The sequence below is a fragment of the Caulobacter sp. GW821-FHT10A10 genome (assembly GCF_059415745.1).
The window spans coordinates 246,157-263,899 of sequence record NZ_JBWKNV010000004.1 but is presented as its reverse complement, the minus strand read 5'-3'; the positions used below and the strand labels follow the sequence as shown (position 1 = coordinate 263,899).

Below are 17,743 nucleotides of genomic sequence, written 5' to 3'. Positions count from 1 at the left end.
CCTCCCTTGGCTCACGACATCAGAAGTCGAACCGCGCGCCGACGCCCCAGGTGGCCGGCGCCCCCACGAGGCGCGCCGCGCCGTTCAGTTCGGGGAAATAGACCTCGTCGGTGATGTTCTTGCCGTAGGCGTAGAGCGTCCAGTTCGACGGGGTCGCCAGCTCCATCCGCAGATTGACCAGGGTGTAGGGCTGGGCGGTGTTGCCCGGCAGGGCGTTGAGGCGGTTGCTCTCCTCGCCGTGATGGGTGACGCCCAGGCGGCTGCGCAGGTTCCAGCCGCCGTCCAGGAACAGCACGTGGTTCAGGGCCAGGGTCGCCGAGACGTCCGGGGCGCCCGGCAGCGGATCGCCGACCGTCGCCAGCACGTCGGCCACGCGGTTGGAGCTGAACGACAGCACCTCGGTGTCCAGCCAGGTGGCGTTGGCGTCCAGTTGCAGGCTCTGGCGCTCGCTGCGCAGCACCTGCACGTTCAGGCCGACCTCGAAGCCCTCGCTGCTGGCCTTGCCGACATTGGCCCGGCCGTTGGTGTCGTTGGCCAGACGCGTGGTGGCCTGCAATTCGCTGAACCGGTAGCGGAAGGCGTCGAGCGACAGGCGCACGCGGCCGGTGGTCCAGCGCAGGCCGGCCTCGTAGGCCTTCACGGTCTCGGAGGCGAAGGGCTTGGTCTCGGCGACCGTGAAGATCGAGGTGCCGTCGAAGCCGCCGCCGCGATAGCCTGTGCCGGCCGAGACGAAGACGTTGAGGTCGTCGGTGACGTCGTACTTGGCGGTCAGGCGGCCCGAGACGTTGTCGTCGTTGAAGGTCTCGTCCCACGAGAAGTTGGCCGTGGTGGCGAAGGTGGTCGTGAAGGTGCTGATGCCCCACGGATTGCGGTCGACGTTTCTGCCCTTGTAGTCGGCGTCGTCGCGCGTGTAGCGCAGGCCCGCCGAGATCTGCAGGCGCTCGATGGGCCGGTAGTCGACCTGGCCGAACAGGGCCAGGCTGGACCGCTGCTGCTTGTGCAGGTTGTCGTAGACGGTCAGGGCCGTGTAGCTGATCCAGTTGGTGTCGAACTTGACCTCGTCGGTGACGTAGAAGGCGCCGGCGATCCAGTCGACCTTGCCGCCGGTGTCGTCGGCCAGGCGCAGTTCCAGCGAGGCCTGGCTCAGCTTTTCGTCGGCGTCGAAGTACGAGGCCGGGTAGGGCGAGCCGTCGCCGTTGCCCTGGATCGACCGCGTCGAACCCTGCCAGCCGCCGACGGCGGTGAAGTTCAGGTTCTCCTTCACGCGATGGGCCAGGGTGGCCGAAGCGCCGTAGATGTCGATGCTCTGGGTCGGATAGCCGGTCGAGTAGAACTCGTAGGGGTCGGCGTTCTCGCCGGCGTTGGCGATGGTGGCGTCCTGGCTGCGGGCGATGCGGTCGTACTGGCGGGTGTCGCCGCGGTCGCGGCTGCCGAACAGCTTGACCGTCAGGTCGGTCTCGGGGGCGAGGGCCAGGTCGATGGTGGCGCGGGCGGCGAACAGGTCCTTGTCGCCGAAGCCTTCGCGGCGGCCGGGATCGGTCAGGGCCGGCACCTGGGTCTGGACCACGCCGCGCACCGACGGCTGGTAGCCGGCCAGCGTGCCGGCCCCCGCGCCGGTCATGAACCCGCCGCCGTTCTGGGCCAGCACCGCGATGCGGACGCCGAGGTTGTCGCTGACCGGACCGCCAGCCGAGGCCTCGAACTCGGTGTAGTCGTAGCTGCCGTATTCGACGCGGGCCGAGCCCTCGAAGTCCTTGCCGGGGCCGCGGGTGATGGCGTTGATCACGCCGGCCGTGGTGTTACGGCCATAGAGCGTGCCTTGCGGGCCTTTCAGCACCTCGACGCGGTCCAGATCGAACAGCGGCATGCCGAGATAGGCGTTGGAGGTCTGGTAGACGCCGTCGACGTGCAGGGCGACGGACGGGTTGCCGTTGGGCTTGTAGTCGTCGGCCCCGCCGATGCCGCGGATGCTGATCAGGCCGTAGTTGGTGCCGCCGAAGGCGTAGTTCACCGACAGGCCGGCCACCTCGTCGACGAGGTCGGTGACGCTGGTGACGCCCCGCCGCGAGGCGTCGGCGCCCTCGACCACGGCGACGGCCATCGGCACGTCTTCGATAGCGGCCGAGCGCTTCTGGGCGGTGACGACCACCTCGTCGAGTTGGCTGACCTCGGCGCGCTCTTCGACGGCGGCGGTGATGGTGAAGGTGCGCTCGCCGGTGGCGACGGCCTTCAGGCCGGTGCCGGCCAGCAGGCGCTCCAAGGCCTCGGCCGGGGTGCGGGCGCCGGCCACCGTCGCGCCGCGCTTGCCGCGCACCAGGGCGGGCGCATAGAGCAGCTGGATGTCGGCCTGGCGGGCCAGGGCCGGTAGGGCCAGCTCCAGCGGCTGGCTTTGCAGGCTCAGCGCCGCGGGGCCGCTCGTCTGGGCCAGGGCCGGGGAGGCCAGGCCCGACGCCAGGCCGAGGGCGGCCACCGCGCCGCAGGCCAGCAGGTTGCGTCGAAGCGCACGTGTAGTGAAGCTCGTCATGGATATGGTCCTAAACAGCCGCCGGCCCCCTGACCGATCGACTCCAGGAACCGCCGCCATGGACGAACCCTCATCCCGTCGTGAAAATTTCACGCAGCGAACGGCGGTCTCTAGGTCGCGGAGGCGGCCGTGATCGACCAGGTCGAGCTCCCGACCTGGCGCACGTCGAGGCCGAAAGCCGCCTGCATGGCCTGGGCGAATTCCCGCGCGCCGTCGTAGCGGAACGATCCGGAGATGCGGATCGACCCCAGTTCCGGCTGGGCCAGCACCAGCTGGTCGCGGGAATAGCGGTTGAAGGCGGCCACGACGTCGGCCAGCGCCTCGTCGTCGAACACCAGTCGCCCCGTCCGCCACGCCGTCAGCCCCTCCGCGTCCGACGCCGTCGTGACGGCCGGAGCCTCGGCCGGACCGGAGACCATCTGGCCGGCGCGGATCGCCAGCGGCCGGGCGCCGCCCGCGTCGGCGGCGACCTGAAGGGCGCCGTCCTCAAGCAGGATCTGCGCCCGCGCGCCGTCGAGCGAGACCTGGAAGCGTCCGCCGGCGCTTTCGGCGACCCGGTCGCCGGCGATCAGCCGGAACGGTTTGCCCTGGCGGATCTCGAAATAGGCCTGGCCCTCTTCGAGCCGCGCCGCGCGCTTGGAGCCGCCATAGCCGACCCGCAGTTTCGACAGCGGCGCCAGGGTGACGCGCGAGCCGTCGGGCAGGGAGGTCGTCAGCCGCTCTCCGGGACCGGTGCGGATCGTGGCCTGGGCCGCGCCGGCCATCATCAGACCGACCCCGCCGGCGATCGCCGCGGCGGTCGCGCCGCCGGCCATGCCGAGGACCGCCCGCCGGCTGGGTCCCGACGCCTTGCGCAGGGCGGCCGAGCGCATGCGCAGCAGCTCGCGGTCGCCGCCGGCCTCGCCCAGCGCTTCCCAGCTCCGTTCCAGTTCGTCGAAGGCCCGGGCGTTGTCGGCCTCGCCCAGCCAGTCGGCGAAGTCCCGCTGCTCGTCCAGCGACAGGCGGCCGCCCTCGACCTTGGCGAACCAGCGGGCCGAGGCGTCGGGAGCTTTCGGGGCGCCGGCCATCAGACCTCCTCCCGCAGGGCGTCGCGCAGCACGATCATGGCCCGGGCCAGATGCTTTTCGACGGCGCTGACCGAAATCCGCAGGCGGGCGGCGATCTCGGCGTGGGTCATGTCCTCGAACCGGCGCAGGATCACGATCGTCCGGGCGCGCGGCGGCAGCGACTTCAGGGCCGTGCGCAGCCGCGCCAGGTTCTGGCGTCCGCCGACCACCTGCTCGGCGCCCGGCAGGTCGTCGGCCGGATCCAGCGTCTGAAGGTCCACAGGACCGCCCTCGAGCCGCGCCCGGTCGCGACGCGCCTTGTCGCGCAGCAGGTTGGCGGCCGCCTCGAAGACGTAGCCGTCGACGTTCTCCAGCGCCATCAGGCCCCGGCGACGCAGCAGCCGCAGGAACAGGTCCTGCACCAGTTCCTCGGCGTCGAGCCGCGAGCCGGTGCGGCGGGCGAAGTAGCTGAGCAGCGGCGCGCGCAGGCGGCGGGTCAGGGCCTCGAAGCGCTCGGCGCCGTCGATGTCGCCAGACTCTCGAACCGCACAGCCGTCATAAAGGGGCAAGGGCATGGGCGGCCCATGCCAGCGGGCGGCGACAGTCGTGTGACACTCTGGGCGTCGCCACGCGGATCACATCGGCGCCGAGCGCGAGCCCCTATCGGGCCGGCGCGCGGTATTCGGCGTCCGTCACGGGACCCAGCCAGGTCACGCTCTTGCCGTCCAAGGCCTCGGCCACCGCCACGTGGGTCATGGCGCTGGCGGGCGTCGCGCCGTGCCAGTGCCTGACGCCGGGCGGCGTCCAGACCACGTCGCCGGGCCTGATCCGACGAACCGGCTCGCCCTCGGCCTGGACCAGGCCTTCCCCTTCGGTGACGATCAGGAGTTGGCCCAGTGGGTGGCTGTGCCAGTTGGAGCGCGCGCCCGGCTGGAAGGTGACGGTGGCGCCGCCGAGCCGCGCCTGTCCGTCGCCCTTGAACGGCGAGGCGACGGTGACCGCCCCGGTGAAGGTGGCGGCCGGCCCCTGGATCGGCTGAGCGCCCGGCGGAATGATCACCAGGCCTTCGGCGGCGGCCGGCGCCGGCGCGTTCGCGTCCAGGCCCTTGAACACCTTGTCGGCCACGGCGACCGCGGCGGTCGCCTTAGGCCAGCCGGCGTAGAAGGCCAGGTGGGTCAGCGCTTCGCCGACCTGCGCCCGCGTCAGGCCGTTTTCGAGGCCAAGGCCGATGTGAAAGGCCAGCCCGGCCTCATCGCCATTGGCCGCCAGCGCCGCGATCGTCGCCAGGCTGCGGTCGCGCGGGGTAAGATCGGGCCGTCGCCACAGGTCGCCGAACAAGACGTCGTTGGTCAGGGCCGCCAGCTTGGGCGCGACCGGCCCGATCGTCGCCGTCACCGTCCGGGCGCGCGCGGCGTCCGAAGCGGGAACGGGCAGGCTGGCGCTCGGCGGCGCGTGCAAGGACGCTATGTCGACGCCTCGGTCGGTGAACACCTTTTCGACGACCTCCAGCGACGACACCGCATTGGGCCAGCCGGTGTAGAAGGCCAGATGGGTGACGACCCCGGCGATCTCGCCGGGTTTGACGCCGTTATCCAGCGCGCGGCCCAGATGGCCGGCGAGTTGGGCGGTCTTGCCGGTGGCGATCAGCACCGACACCGTCACGAGGCTGCGATCGCGCGGACTGAGCGCGGGGCTCACCCAGACGTCGCCAAACAGCACGTCGTCGGTATAGCCGGCGAGGCCGGGGGCGACGGCCTGCATGGCCTTGGGCGCGACGGACTTGCGCTCCTGGGCCTCGACCGGGGTCGCCAGCGTCAGGGCCGCCATGGCGGCGACGACAGGCTTCATGGGAAACTCCTTCGAGTAGGAATGAGCATCAGATCTTGGCGGGGGCTTCGACTTCCGAGAAAGCCAGGACGCCTTCGGGGAGCCGCAGTCCCTGAATCTGGATCGCCGAGGCGGCGGCGTTCAGTTCGCCGAGCTCGGCGGGCGTGAAGCGGATGGCCGCGGCGCCGGCGTTGTCGATCATGTGCGCCATCTGGGTCGTGCCCGGGATCGGCACGATCCACGGCTTCTGGGCGAGCAGCCAGGCCAGGGCGATCTGGCCGGGCGTCGCCGACTTGCGCTGCGCCCAGGTCTTCAGCAGATCGACCAGGGCCAGGTTGTGGGCCAGGTTCTCCGGGGCGAACCGGCCTTCAACCTTGCGGATGTCGCCGTCGGCGAAGCGCGTGCCCGCGTCGATGGCCCCGTTGAGGAAGCCCACGCCCAGCGGGCTCCAGCACACGAAGCCGATGCCCAGTTCCTCGCAGGTCGGCAGCACCCACTTTTCCGGGCCGCGCCAGAGCAGCGAATACTCGTTCTGGACGGCGGTGACGGGCAGGGCGGCATGGGCGCGGCGCAGGGTTTGCGGGCCCATTTCGCTGAGCCCCCAGTGCAGGATCTTGCCCTGCTTCATCAGGTCCTGGATCGCGCCGGCGACATCCTCGATCGGCACGGCCGGATCGACGCGGTGCTGGTAGAGCAGGTCGATACGGTCGGTGCGCAGGCGCTTGAGGCTGCCCTCGACCGCCACCTTGATGTGCTCGGGACGACTGTTGAGGCCCGGGCCGCGCCGGCCGGTCTCGGGATCGATGTTCCAGCCGAACTTGCTGGCGACCGTCACCTTGTCCCGGAACGGCCGGATCGCCTCGCCCAGGATCCGCTCGTTCTCGAACGGACCGTAGGCCTCCGCCGTGTCGAAGAAGGTGATCCCCCGGTCGTGCGCCGCCCGAAGGATGTTCAGCATCTCCGGCCGGTAGGGGACCGTGGTCGGATAGGCGCGGTGCATGTTCTGCACGCCCATGCCGATGCTGGACACCTCCAGCTTGCCGAGCATGCGGTGGTCGCCCTGGGCCGTGGACGTTCTAGCCCTGGCCGGCGTTGCCGACGCGCCGGTAGCCGCAGCGGCGGCCGGCAGCGCCAGGCTGAGCGCCAGGAGATCGCGGCGTCCGACACTGATGGTCTTGGATGTCTTGTCGTCCATGGAAATCTCCTGTCGCGGCGGAATGGATCAGCGGCCGGTCTGGGCCAGGACGGCTTCCGGCAGGCGCGCGCCCTGGATCGGAATCTTCGCGGCGGCGCCGGCGATCTGGGTCAGGTCCGAGGCCGTCAACTCGACGCCGGCAGCGCCCAGGTTCTCTTCCAGTCGATGGATCTTGGTGGTGCCGGGGATCGGGATGATCCAGGGCTTCTGGGCCATCAGCCAGGCCAGGGCGATCTGAGCCGGAGTCGCTTGCTTCTGTTCGGCGATGGCCTTCAGCAGATCGACCAGCGCCATGTTGGCGGCGCGGGCGTCGGTGGCGAAGCGCGGCGAGATCGAGCGGAAGTCGGTCGGGTCCAGCTTGGTGGTCTCGTCGATCTTGCCGGTCAGGAAGCCGGTCCCCAGCGGGCTGAACGGCACGAAGCCGATGCCCAGTTCCTCGCAGGCCGCGAGGATCCCGTTGTGCTCCACGTCGCGGGTCCACAGCGAATACTCGTTCTGCAGGGCGGCGACCGGCTGCACGGCGTGGGCGCGTCGCAGCGACTCCACGCTAGGCTCCGAAAGTCCGAAATGCCCCACCTTGCCGGCCGCGATCAGGTCCTTCACGGCGCCCGCGACATCCTCCATTGGCACGGCGGGATCGACCCGGTGCTGGTAGAGCAGGTCGATATGGTCGGTGCGCAGGCGTTGCAGTTGAGCCTCGACGACCGCCTTGATGTGCTCGGGCCGGCTGTTGAGGCCGCCGGTTCGCGCCCCGGTCGCCAGATCGATGTCGAAGCCGAACTTGGTGGCGATCACGACCTCGTCGCGAAACGGCGCCACGGCCACGCCGACCAAAGCCTCGTTGGCGAAAGGACCATAGGCCTCGGCCGTGTCGAACAGGGTCACGCCGCCGTCGAACGCGGCCTGGATCACGGCGATCGCTTCTCCGCGCGGCGTGGCCGGACCATAGGCGGCGGTCAGCCCCATGCAGCCGTAGCCTAGGGCGGAGACTTCCAGGCCGGCCTGGCCGAGTTTGCGCTTTTGCATGTTGGTTCTCCGAGGATTGAGGGATCAGGCGCGGGCGATCTGGCCGAGCCAGTCGCGGACCTGGGTCATGGTGCGGCGCTCCTGGTCGGCCTCCATCGAGAAGGCCGGAGTCAGGCTCGCGTTCGGGGCCAGGCGCTTGAGGACCGCGAGGCTGTCGCCAAGGCCGTAGCCACCGTGGGTGATCACCGGCCGGACGGTCTTGCCCGAGAGGTCATGGGCGGCCAGGAAGCTGCGGACGACCGGCGGGACGGTCTCGCCCCAGATCGGAAAGCAGAGAAAGACCGTGTCGTAGGCGGCGAGATTGCGGACGCTCGCCTGCAATGGCGGCCGCACGCCAGCGTCCCGTTCCTGACGCGCCTGCTCGACCGTCTGCTCGTAGTCGTCGGGGTAGGGCGTGGCGGGCAGGATCTCGAACAGGTCGGCCTTCAGCTCGCGATGCAGCTGGCCGGCGATGACCCGGGTGTTCCCCGAGCGCGTGAAATAGGCGACCAGGGTGCGCGAACCGGCGACCCGGTCTTTTGCGGCGCAGGCGCTGGTTCCGGCGGCCAGGACGATGGCGGCGGACGCTCCAAAGGCGGTGCGGCGCGACATGCCCGGATCCTGGTCTTGCATTCGGTGCTCCTGACGTTCGCGAACGCGGAGCCCCCAGCGCCTTCGCATGACCGGCAAGATAGGCCTGGCCCGTTCCGGCGATTAGGCCCCATAATCGCGATGTCGTTTTTAGTGAGACTAACAAATGGGGCAGGGCTTCGACGAACTCGCCGTCTTCGCCGCGGTGGCCAGGGAGCGCAGCTTCACCCGCGCCGGCGCCAAGCTGGGCGTCTCGCCCTCGGCGCTCAGCCAGACGATCAAGGGCCTGGAAGGGCGGCTGGGCGTTCGCCTTCTGACGCGCACGACCCGCAGCGTCGCGCCGACCGAGGCCGGAGATCGCCTGCTTCAGACCATCGCGCCGCGTTTCGAGGAAATCGAACAGGCGCTGGTCGCTCTGGCCGAGATGCGGGAGCGTCCGGCCGGCACGATCCGCATCACGGCCGGCGAGCATGCCGCCCGTTCGGTTCTGCAGCCCGGCCTGGCCAGGCTGTTGCCGGACTATCCCGACATCCGCGTCGAGATCGTCGTCGACTACGGCATGGTCGACATCGTATCGGAAGGGTTCGACGCGGGCGTGCGCCTGGGTGAACAGGTGGCCAAGGACATGATCGCCCTGCGCATCGGCCCGGACATGCGGATGGCCGTGGTCGGCTCCCCGGCCTATTTCGCAAGCCGCCGGAAGCCGGAAAGCCCCCAGGACCTCACCGATCACAACTGCATCAACATGCGCCTGCCCACCTATGGCGGCCTCTTTCCCTGGGAGTTCGAGAAGGACGGCCGCGAGGTGAAGGTGCGGGTCGACGGCCAGTTGATCTTCAACACCATCCGCCAGCGGCTGGACTCGGCGCTGCAGGGCCTGGGCCTCGCCTACATGCCAGAGGACGTCGCCGCGCCCTGCATCGCATCGGGCGAGCTGGTCCGGGTGCTGGAGGACTGGTGTCCGCCGTTTTCCGGCTACCATCTCTATTATCCGAGCCGGCGCCACGCCTCGCCGGCGTTCGCCATGCTCACCGATGCGCTCCGGTTCAAGGACCGCTGACCGGGGCGGTCGGTCGATTTGTTAGAAGAGCTAACGAGACCAAGTCCTTTCCGCCCGCTAATCGCGCTTTCCGGGGCGCGATAGTCTTTCTTCGACACCGAAGGGAGACCCATCGTGGACCGGACGAACAGCTTTTCATCCCGCGCCGGCGTCCTGGCGCTCTGCGCGGTACTGGGCCTTCCCTTCGCGGGGACCGCGGCGGCGCAGACACTGAAGTCCATCCAGACGCCGGGCAAACCGCTGGTGCTGAAGGCCAGGGGCAGCTTCTTCGTGGGCGGACGATCGGTCGAGCAGAAGGCCGGGGAGATCCTGCTGGGTCCCGACGACAGCGTCACCGTCGACCAGATGTATGTCGAGTACATGGTCCCGACCGGCAGGACCAAGGTCCCGGTGGTGATGATCCACGGCGCGGGCCTCAGCGGAAAGAGCTACGACACCACGCCCGACGGCCGCATGGGCTGGTACGAGTATTTCGTCCGCAAGGCCCATCCGACCTATGTCGTCGATCAGGTCGGCCGGGCGCGGTCCGGGTTCAATCAGGCGGCGATCAACAACAGGCTGTCGGGCGCAAGCAGCGCGCCGTCGGGAGCGGTGGCGCCGACCGCGCCGGGCGCGCCAACCGCGATCGGGCAGGGGGCCTTTCGCTTTGGCGACCGTGTCGGCGTCTGGACCAACTTCCGCTTTGGGCCGAAGTTCGGTGAAGCGTTTCCGGGCGCCCAGTTCCCCATCGACGTCGTCGGCGAGCTTTCCAAGCAGGCCATCCCCGACCTGACCTCTCAGCTTCCCTCGCCCAATCCCACGTTCAAGGCACTGTCCGATCTGGCCATCGACCTGGATGGCGCGGTCCTGATCAGTCACTCCCAGTCCGGACCCTTTCCGATGGACGCGGCGCTGGTGAACCCGCGGGGCGTCGCGGGCATTGTCGCCGTCGAACCGGGCGCCTGCCGGGCCAGCTACACCGACGAGCAGATCGCCAGGCTGGCCAGGATCCCGACCCTGGTGGTGTTCGGCGACAACCTGTCGGTCCAGACCGGCCTTGGCGGCATCACTTGGCAGGACCGGCTGGAGGGGTGCCGCGCCTACGCCCGGCGCATCGAGGCGGCCGGTGGACGGGTGGATATCATCGCGACGGCCGAGCAGGGCGTCCGCGGCAACAGCCACATGTTGATGCAGGACCGGAACAACCTCCAGATCGCCGACCTGATCCTGGCGTGGATCGACAAGCGGGCCGTGCGCAATCCATAGGTCGGTTCCCGAGCGGCTGGACGCGGATCGCGCCAGGAGGCAAGACTGAGCCGTATCAGCGAGGCGGCTCATCCTGCACCATCACCATCACGTCTGGACCTTCGTCGCGCTTTCGTTCGGCGTCGCGGTCTTCGGCTCCTGGACCGCGCTGGACCTGGCCCGGCGCGTATCCGGCCATCTGGGCCGCGCGCGGCTGGTCTGGACCAGCACCGCCGCCATCGCGATGGGCCTGAGCATCTGGTCGATGCACTTCATCGCCATGCTGAGCTTCGATCCCGGCGTCCCGGTCGCCTATGATCCCGGCCTGACGCTTGCTTCCCTGGCCCTGGCGGTCGGTTCGACCTGGGCCGCCTTTCTCAGCGCGACGCGCGAGCGGGCGGGGCGGGCGAGCCTGCTGGCCGCCGGCGCGGCCATGGGGGGCGGGATCTGCCTGATGCACTATGTCGGCATGGCGGCGCTGCATTCGGCGGCGTCGCTGGGTTATCGGCCAGGCCTCGTCGCCATCTCGCTGGTCATCGCCGTCGTCGCCTCGACGGCCGCGCTGGTGGTCGCGCGGGGCGCCCATGGCGCGGCGGCCAGGCTCCTGGCGGCGGTGCTGCTGGGCGCGGCCGTGGTCGGCATGCACTACACCGCCATGGCCGCCCTGGAGCTGGCGGTCGTGGGAGGAGGGCGGCATGCGTCGCCGCCCGGCGTGCAGCCGTTCCTGGTCGGGGTGGGCGTGGCGGCCGGCACGCTGCTGGTTCTGTTCCTGGCGCTGATGGCCTCGCTTTACGACCAGCGGGGCAACGTCCTTCAGGCCCTCGGCGCCGGCGGGGTCGGCTACTGGGAGTTCGACCTGACGACCGGAGTGCTGCGCGTCTCCGGGCACGGCAAGTCGCTGTTCGGGCTGAAACCCGACGACGAACTGACCCTGGAGCGATGGCTGGGCGCCCTGTCGGAAGAGGACCGCGCGCGGCGCGAGAAGGCTTTCGAGAGCGTGCTGCGCACCGGCGGCGACTACGACATCGAATATCGCCTGGTCGAGCAGGACCGCTGGGTCAATGTGCGCGGCAAGGTGCTGCGCGACGCTCGCGGCCGGCCCCGGCGGATGATGGGCGTGGTGCTCGACGTCACCGACCGCCACATGGCCTTCGCGGCGGTCACCGCCAGCGAGCGCCGCCTGCGCCTGCTGACCAACGAGCTGAACCACCGGGTCAAGAACACCCTGGCCACCATCCAGTCGATCGCGGCCCATACCGCCCGGCGCTCGGGCTCCGTGGCCGAGTTTCGCGCCGCCTTCGAGGACCGCCTGATGGCGCTTTCGGGGACGCACAACATCCTGACCCAGTCCAGCTGGGAGGCGGTGGCGATCGGCGACCTCCTGGCCCAGGAGCTGGCGCCCTATCCCGAGGGCCAATACGTGCTCAGCGGCGAGCGCCTGGAGTTCGGATCGCGCCAGGCCCTGGCGCTGGGGCTGATCTTCCATGAGCTGGCGACCAATGCGGCCAAGTACGGCGCCCTGTCGGTCCCGACGGGCTGCGTCCACGTGACCTGGCGCGCACGGCCGTCGCAGGGCGGATCCGCGCGTCTGACCCTCGAGTGGCGGGAGGAGGGCGGTCCCGCGGTCACTCAGCCCAAGACCCTGGGCTTCGGTTCGCGGCTCATCCAGGTGAGCGGCCAGCAGGACCTGGGTGGAACCGTGCGCATGGCCTACGAGGAAACTGGGCTCGTCTGCGTCCTGGAGGCGCCGCTACCGGACCTCGCGCCGTCGGCGCCGCTCGACGCGGTTCTGGACTAGCGGCCGGCCGCTCCGGTCTCAGGCGAGCGTCGGCATGCCGTCCAGCAGCTTGTCGAGCGTCACAGGATAGTCCCGTACCCGCACGCCCGTGGCGTTGTAGACGGCGTTGGCCACGGCGGCGGCCACGCCGCAGATGCCCAGCTCTCCGACCCCCTTGGCCTTCATCGGCGACGACATGGGGTCTGTTTCGTCGAGGAAGACCACCTCCTGGTGCGGAATGTCCGCATGGACCGGGACCTCGTAGCCCGCCAGGTCGTGGTTGACGAAGAAGCCCAGGCGCTTGTCGACCGCCAGTTCCTCCATCAGCGCCGCGCCCGCGCCCATGGTCATGGCGCCGATCACCTGGCTGCGGGCGGACTTGGGGTTCAGGATCCGGCCGGCCGCGCAGACGGCCAGCATGCGGCGGATGCGGATTTCCGCCGTGGCCGCGTCGACGCCGACCTCGACGAAATGGCCGCCGAAGGTCGACTGCTGGTGGGTCTTGGTCAGGTCGCCGTATTCCATGACGTCTTCGGCGACGAGGGGGCCGTCGGCCGCTGCCCGGGCCAGCGGCGCGCCAGCGGCGCCGGCCTTCACCTGGCCGTCCGCGAATTCCGCGCTCGCAGGATCGAGGCCCAGCTTGGTCGCCGCCGCCTCGCGCAGCTTCATGCAGGCCGCGTAGACCCCCGCCGTCGAGCTGTTGCCGCCCCACTGGCCGCCGGACCCGGCCGAGACCGGAAAGGTGGAATCACCCAGCTTCACCGTCACCCGGTGCAACGGCACGCCCATCATCTCGGCGGCGGTCTGGGCGATGATCGTGTAGCTGCCGGTGCCGATGTCGGTCATGTCGGTCTCGACCGTGATCTGGCCGGAGGTCTCCAACCGCACCCGCGCCGCCGACTTCATGACCATGTTGTTGCGGAACGCCGCCGCCACGCCCATGCCAACCAGCCAGCGTCCGTCGCGAACCTGACCAGGGCGCGCCTGGCGCCTGTTCCAGCCGAAGCGGTCGACGCCCGTGCGCAGGCATTCGACCAGCCGCCGCTGCGAGAACGGGCGTCCGGGCTTTTCCGGATCGACCTGGGTGTCGTTGAGGATGCGGAGCTCGACCGGGTCCATGCCCAGCTTTTCGGCCAGTTCGTCGATCGCCACTTCCAGCGCCATCAGCCCTGGCGCCTCGCCGGGCGCGCGCATGGCGTTGCCCTCGGGCAGGTCCAGCACGGCCAGCTTCATCTTGGTCATGCGGTTGGCCCCGGCGTAGAGCAGCCGGGTCTGCTGGGTGGCGGTCTCGGGGCCGCCGCCGGGCAGGTCGCCCGACCAGCTCTCGTGACCGATGGCCGTGATCCTGCCGTCCTGGGTCGCGCCGATGCGGATGCGCTGGATGGTGGCCGGGCGGTGGGTGGTGTTGTTGAACATCAGCGGCCGGGGCAGGGCGATCTTGACCGGTCGCCCCGTCGCCTTGGCGCCCAGCGCCGCCAGGATCGCGTCGGCGCGGACGAACAGCTTTCCGCCGAAGCCGCCGCCGATATAGGGCGACACCAGCCGGACGTCGTCCTTAGGAATCCCAAGCGTCTTGGCCACGTCGCCCCGGCTCCAGGCGATCATCTGGTTGGACGTCCAGAGGGTCAGCTTGTCGCCCTTCCAGGCCGCGATGCTCGCGTGCGGCTCCATCATCGCGTGGGCCTGGTCGGGGGTGGTGTAGGCCTCGTCCAGTTTCACCGGCGCGGCGGCGAAGGCCGTGTCGAAATCGCCGACGGCGGTGTCGGGATTGTCCTTGGCCGGCGGCGCGCCGTCCTTGGCCGAGGCCAGGTCGAACGTTCCCTTCGCGCGCTCGTAGTCGACCTTGATCAGCGCTGCGGCCGAGCGGGCCTGCTCGAAGGTCTCGGCGACCACGACCGCGACGGCCTGGTGGTAGTGCTCGATCTCGGGCCCGCCCAGCAGCCTGGCGGTGTTGTTGTCGCCCTTGCCCAGCTTGCCGGCGGTCTGGGCGGTGACGACGGCCAGCACACCGGGCGCGGCCTTGGCGCGGCCAAGGTCCATGGCCTTGATCCGGCCCTTGGCGATCGCCGAACCCACGACATAGCCGTAAGCGACGCCCTCGAGCGCGTCGTGGCGCTCATAGGCGTAGGGCGCAGTCCCGGTGGTCTTCAGCGGGCCGTCGATGCGGTCGACCGGCTTGCCGACGATCTTCAGCTGGTCGATCGGATTGGTCGTGGCGGGGGTGTCGAACTTCATCGGATCATCCCCGGGCCTGGGCCATCGCCGCGCCCAGGGCGCGCTCGGCCAGGGTCAGCTTGAAAGCGTTCTGCGCGGTGGTGCGGGCGCCCGACAGCAAGGCGTCGGCCGCCGCCTTGGCGCCGCGCGGTATGGCGGCTTCGGCCGCCTCGACGCGCCAGGGCTTGTGCGCCACGCCGCCGAGCGCGACGCGGCCGGAACCGTCCTCGTGGATGATCGTCGCCACCGACACCAGGGCGAAGGCGTACGACGCCCGGTCGCGCACCTTGTGATAGGCCTGCTTGCCGCCAACCGGCTTGGGCAGGGTGACGGCGGTGATCAGTTCGCCGGGCGCCAGCGCCGTCTCGACATGCGGGGTCTCCCCCGGCAGGCGGTGGAACTCGGCGATCGGGATCATGCGGGTCGCGCCGTCCGGCCGGACGGTCTCGACCACGGCGTCGAGCAGCCGCATGGCCACCGCCATGTCGCTGGGATGGGTGGCGATGCAGGCCTGGCTGCTCCCCAGCACCGCGTGCGAGCGCGTGAAGCCGCCGATCGCCGAGCAGCCCGCGCCGGGGCTGCGTTTGTTGCACGGCATGTTGGTGTCGTAGAAATAGGGGCAGCGCGTGCGCTGCAGCAGGTTGCCGGCCGTGGTCGCCTTGTTGCGCAGCTGTCCCGAGGCGCCGGCCAGCAGCGCGCGCGACAGCACCGGATAGTCCTTGCGCACCCGCTTGTCGGCGGCGAGGTCGGTGTTGCGCGCCAGGGCGCCGATGCGCAGGCCGCCGTCCCGCGTGGCCTTGATCTCGTCCAGCTTCAGGTCGCCCAGGTCGATCAGGCGGCGCGGCGTCTCGATCTCCAGCTTCATCAGGTCGAGCAGGTTGGTGCCGCCGGCGATGAACCGCGCGCCCGGATCGCCGGCCGCCGCCGCGGCGGCTTCCGCCGGCGTGCGGGCGCGCTCGTAGGTGAAGGCCCTCATGTCCGCTCTCCCTGGGCCAGGCCCCCGGCGGCTTCGGCGATCGCCTCGACGATGTTGGAATAGGCCCCGCAGCGACAGATGTTGCCGCTCATCCGCTCGCGCAGTTCGGCCTCGGTCAGCCTGGGCTTGTCGGACAGGTCGGCGGTGACGTGGCTGGGCACGCCGGCCTTGATCTCGTCCAGCATCGCCTTGGCCGAACAAATCTGGCCCGGCGTGCAGTAGCCGCACTGGTAGCCGTCGTGCCTGACGAAGGCCGCCTGCAGCGGGTGCAGCCGGTCGGGCGTTCCCAGGCCCTCGATCGTGGTGATCGCATCGCCCTCGTGCATCACCGCCAGGGTCAGGCAGGCGTTGATCCGCCGGCCCTCGACGATGACCGTGCAGGCGCCGCACTGGCCGTGGTCGCAGCCCTTCTTGGTGCCGGTCAGCTTCAGGTGCTCGCGCAGGGCGTCGAGAAGGGTGGTGCGGGTGTCGAGGTTCAGGCTCTGCTTGCGGCCGTTCACCTCGAGCGTGACCGTGGCCAAGCTAGGCGCGTCCTGCGCCGGAGCGGCCGTGGCGCTAGGAGCGCTGACGACGGCGGCCGAGGCCGCGCCGACGGCCATCAGACCACGCCTTGAAAGGCCGGTGTCCGATTGTGCGACCATGCCATCCTCCGATCCTCCGCGCACCAACAACGACTAAGCGGGCGGGACGGCCGCCGGTTGCCACGGATCGGTCGAGGTTAGCCGAAGGAAGGCAAGCGGATTGGGGGCTTTTCCTCTACGAGGTGCTGAGCCGCGCTCATCAATCCGCATTTGACGCCCCGGAAGGTCGAGTTCGGAAGCGACGCTTCGAAGTCCGGGATCAGGCGACCCGTCGTGACGCGCCGCCGATCGCCTCGGGGGCGCCCACGTTCAAATGAGCCCGAAGCAGATCGACCAGTTCGAGATGCAGTTGCGTGGGGGCGCGATCGGCCCGGCTGACGACGTCGATCCCGAGGCCCGCCTCGACCGGAAAGAACGGCATCTTCGCCAGCGCCAGGCCGCCGCAACGGCTTTCGTGCTCGGTCATCAGCGCCAGCCGGTCGCTGCCCGCGACGAAGTGGCCGACGATGGCCCCCTCGGAGGCGGCGAAGGCGACCTGAGGCGGAGACATGCCGGCGAACAGCGCCTCGCGCGCGGTCTCGCGCGCCGAGCCAGGCGTTCCCCCCACCCAGTCATAGGCGATCAGTTGATCGAGCGTGGCGGTTTCAGAGCCGCTCAGGGGATGTCCAGGCCGTCCGAACACGAAATAGGGCGTGCTGACCAGCCGCTCCTTGATCTGGTCGCGACCGATTTCCTCGATGTCGCCGACGACAAGGTCGACCTCGCCCGCGCGCAGCCTTTCCACCAATTCGACGGGGCCCTCGCGAAGCACCGTGATGCGCGCGCCGGCATGCCGCGTCGCCAGTTCGGCCAGGACGCGCGCCAGGAAGCGGTTGCCGAACGCCTGGGCTGCGCCGACGACGATGGATGTCTCGGCGTTGGTCTGCTGCGCGTGCAGTTCGCGCACGCCGATCGCCAGGTCCTCTCGCAGGGCGCGAATGCGTTCGGCGAAAGCCTTGGCCCGCGGGGTGAAGCGGGTTCCGTCCGGCGTGCGCACGAAAAGCGGCCCGGTCAGCTTTTCCAGGACGCCGGCCGATCGACGAAGCCCCTCCCGCGTCACGCCGCCGGCGAGCGCGGCTCGTTCGAGGGATCCGGTCTCCAGCACGCCCGACAGGGTCCTCACCTGGGCGGGGGTCAGGCAATGCTCCACGGCCTTGCGGTCGGCCGGACCAAGGTCGGCGATCGTCTTGTCCAACTGGGCGCAGATCCGATCGACCCGGGCGTGGAGCAGCCTGCCGAGCGGGGTCAAGGTCATGCCGCTGGGGCCGCGCTCCAGCAGGCTCGCCGCCACCTTGTCCTGAAGCTGCGAAAGGGCCTGGGTCGCGGCGGGCTGGGAAACGCCGCAGGCGTGCGCGGCGCGCTGTATGCCGCCGTGATGTCCCACGGCGACGAACAGCCTCAGCTGCCTGAAGCTGATCGAGGCGCAGCGATCATGCACGTCCCTCGGGGTCATCGTCCGTCATCGATCCAGCGGCCACCGGCGGTTTGGGCCAGGATTGCCGATCTAAATACCACCTAGGCTTGGCCTCCAGCAAGCCGAGCGCCGGCCGATGAGGCCCGCCTTGCTCTACCTGCGACACGGACAGGGTCGGGCGACGCGCTGGCCTACAGCGATCCGTCATGCGTGAGGCGTGCGTGAAAATTATATAATGGCGACAAAAACAAATATGCATGCCCGCAGCCG

At 70.0% G+C, this 17,743-nt stretch carries 14 protein-coding genes; 3 read left to right on the top strand and 11 right to left on the bottom strand.

Features of this window, described 5'->3' with window-relative positions:
- Positions 1-19: 19 nt before the first annotated feature.
- The 7 genes from AC07NS_RS13285 to AC07NS_RS13255 form a co-directional block, all read right to left on the bottom strand.
- Positions 20-2,524 carry a TonB-dependent receptor gene (locus AC07NS_RS13285; protein WP_494603887.1) on the bottom strand — a complete coding sequence of 835 codons (2,505 nt, stop codon included), beginning with the start codon at positions 2,522-2,524 and terminating at the stop codon, positions 20-22.
- Between the two features lie 110 nt (positions 2,525-2,634).
- Positions 2,635-3,591: a FecR family protein gene (locus AC07NS_RS13280; protein WP_494603885.1), complete on the bottom strand. Its 957-nt coding sequence runs from the start codon at positions 3,589-3,591 to the stop codon at positions 2,635-2,637.
- A complete protein-coding gene (locus AC07NS_RS13275; RefSeq protein ID WP_494603884.1) occupies positions 3,591-4,145 on the bottom strand; it encodes an RNA polymerase sigma factor in 555 nt (184 codons plus the stop codon). Before AC07NS_RS13275 ends, AC07NS_RS13280 begins: the two co-directional genes overlap by 1 nt.
- A gap of 85 nt (positions 4,146-4,230) precedes the next feature.
- Positions 4,231-5,418, bottom strand: a complete 1,188-nt coding sequence (locus tag AC07NS_RS13270) for a (R)-mandelonitrile lyase (RefSeq protein WP_494603882.1) — start codon at positions 5,416-5,418, stop codon at positions 4,231-4,233.
- Between the two features lie 28 nt (positions 5,419-5,446).
- Entirely contained in the window at positions 5,447-6,592 is a 1,146-nt protein-coding gene (locus tag AC07NS_RS13265; protein ID WP_494603880.1) for an aldo/keto reductase, read from the bottom strand.
- Between the two features lie 27 nt (positions 6,593-6,619).
- On the bottom strand, positions 6,620-7,618 hold the full coding sequence (locus tag AC07NS_RS13260) for an aldo/keto reductase (RefSeq protein ID WP_494603878.1): 999 nt from the start codon (positions 7,616-7,618) through the stop codon (positions 6,620-6,622).
- A 24-nt stretch (positions 7,619-7,642) separates the two neighbouring features.
- Entirely contained in the window at positions 7,643-8,230 is a 588-nt protein-coding gene (locus tag AC07NS_RS13255) for a flavodoxin (RefSeq protein ID WP_494603877.1), read from the bottom strand.
- A 124-nt stretch (positions 8,231-8,354) separates the two neighbouring features.
- Here AC07NS_RS13255 and AC07NS_RS13250 point away from each other — a divergent pair, with 124 nt between their 5' ends.
- From AC07NS_RS13250 to AC07NS_RS13240, 3 genes are all read left to right on the top strand, one after another.
- Positions 8,355-9,248, top strand: a complete 894-nt coding sequence (locus AC07NS_RS13250) for a LysR family transcriptional regulator (protein WP_494603876.1) — start codon at positions 8,355-8,357, stop codon at positions 9,246-9,248.
- A gap of 114 nt (positions 9,249-9,362) precedes the next feature.
- Positions 9,363-10,493, top strand: coding sequence for an alpha/beta hydrolase family protein (locus AC07NS_RS13245; RefSeq protein WP_494603875.1), 1,131 nt, complete (start codon positions 9,363-9,365; stop codon positions 10,491-10,493).
- Positions 10,494-10,716: 223 nt separating this feature from the next.
- Positions 10,717-12,270, top strand: a complete 1,554-nt coding sequence (locus AC07NS_RS13240; RefSeq protein WP_494603874.1) for a sensor histidine kinase — start codon at positions 10,717-10,719, stop codon at positions 12,268-12,270.
- 18 nt (positions 12,271-12,288) lie between these two features.
- Here AC07NS_RS13240 and paoC read toward each other — a convergent pair whose 3' ends face one another.
- The 4 genes from paoC to AC07NS_RS13220 all read right to left on the bottom strand — a co-directional run bounded on the left by paoC (position 12,289) and on the right by AC07NS_RS13220 (position 17,512).
- The gene (paoC, locus tag AC07NS_RS13235) at positions 12,289-14,484 is read right to left on the bottom strand and encodes an aldehyde oxidoreductase molybdenum-binding subunit PaoC (protein ID WP_494603872.1); all 2,196 of its coding nucleotides are present in this window, start codon (positions 14,482-14,484) and stop codon (positions 12,289-12,291) included.
- Positions 14,485-14,488: 4 nt separating this feature from the next.
- Positions 14,489-15,439: an FAD binding domain-containing protein gene (locus tag AC07NS_RS13230; protein WP_494603871.1), complete on the bottom strand. Its 951-nt coding sequence runs from the start codon at positions 15,437-15,439 to the stop codon at positions 14,489-14,491.
- The gene (paoA, locus tag AC07NS_RS13225) at positions 15,436-16,080 is read right to left on the bottom strand and encodes an aldehyde dehydrogenase iron-sulfur subunit PaoA (RefSeq protein ID WP_494603870.1); all 645 of its coding nucleotides are present in this window, start codon (positions 16,078-16,080) and stop codon (positions 15,436-15,438) included. The genes AC07NS_RS13230 and paoA overlap by 4 nt, the downstream gene beginning before the upstream one ends.
- 199 nt (positions 16,081-16,279) lie before the next feature.
- Positions 16,280-17,512: a LysR family transcriptional regulator gene (locus AC07NS_RS13220; RefSeq protein ID WP_494603869.1), complete on the bottom strand. Its 1,233-nt coding sequence runs from the start codon at positions 17,510-17,512 to the stop codon at positions 16,280-16,282.
- Positions 17,513-17,743 lie beyond the last annotated feature (231 nt).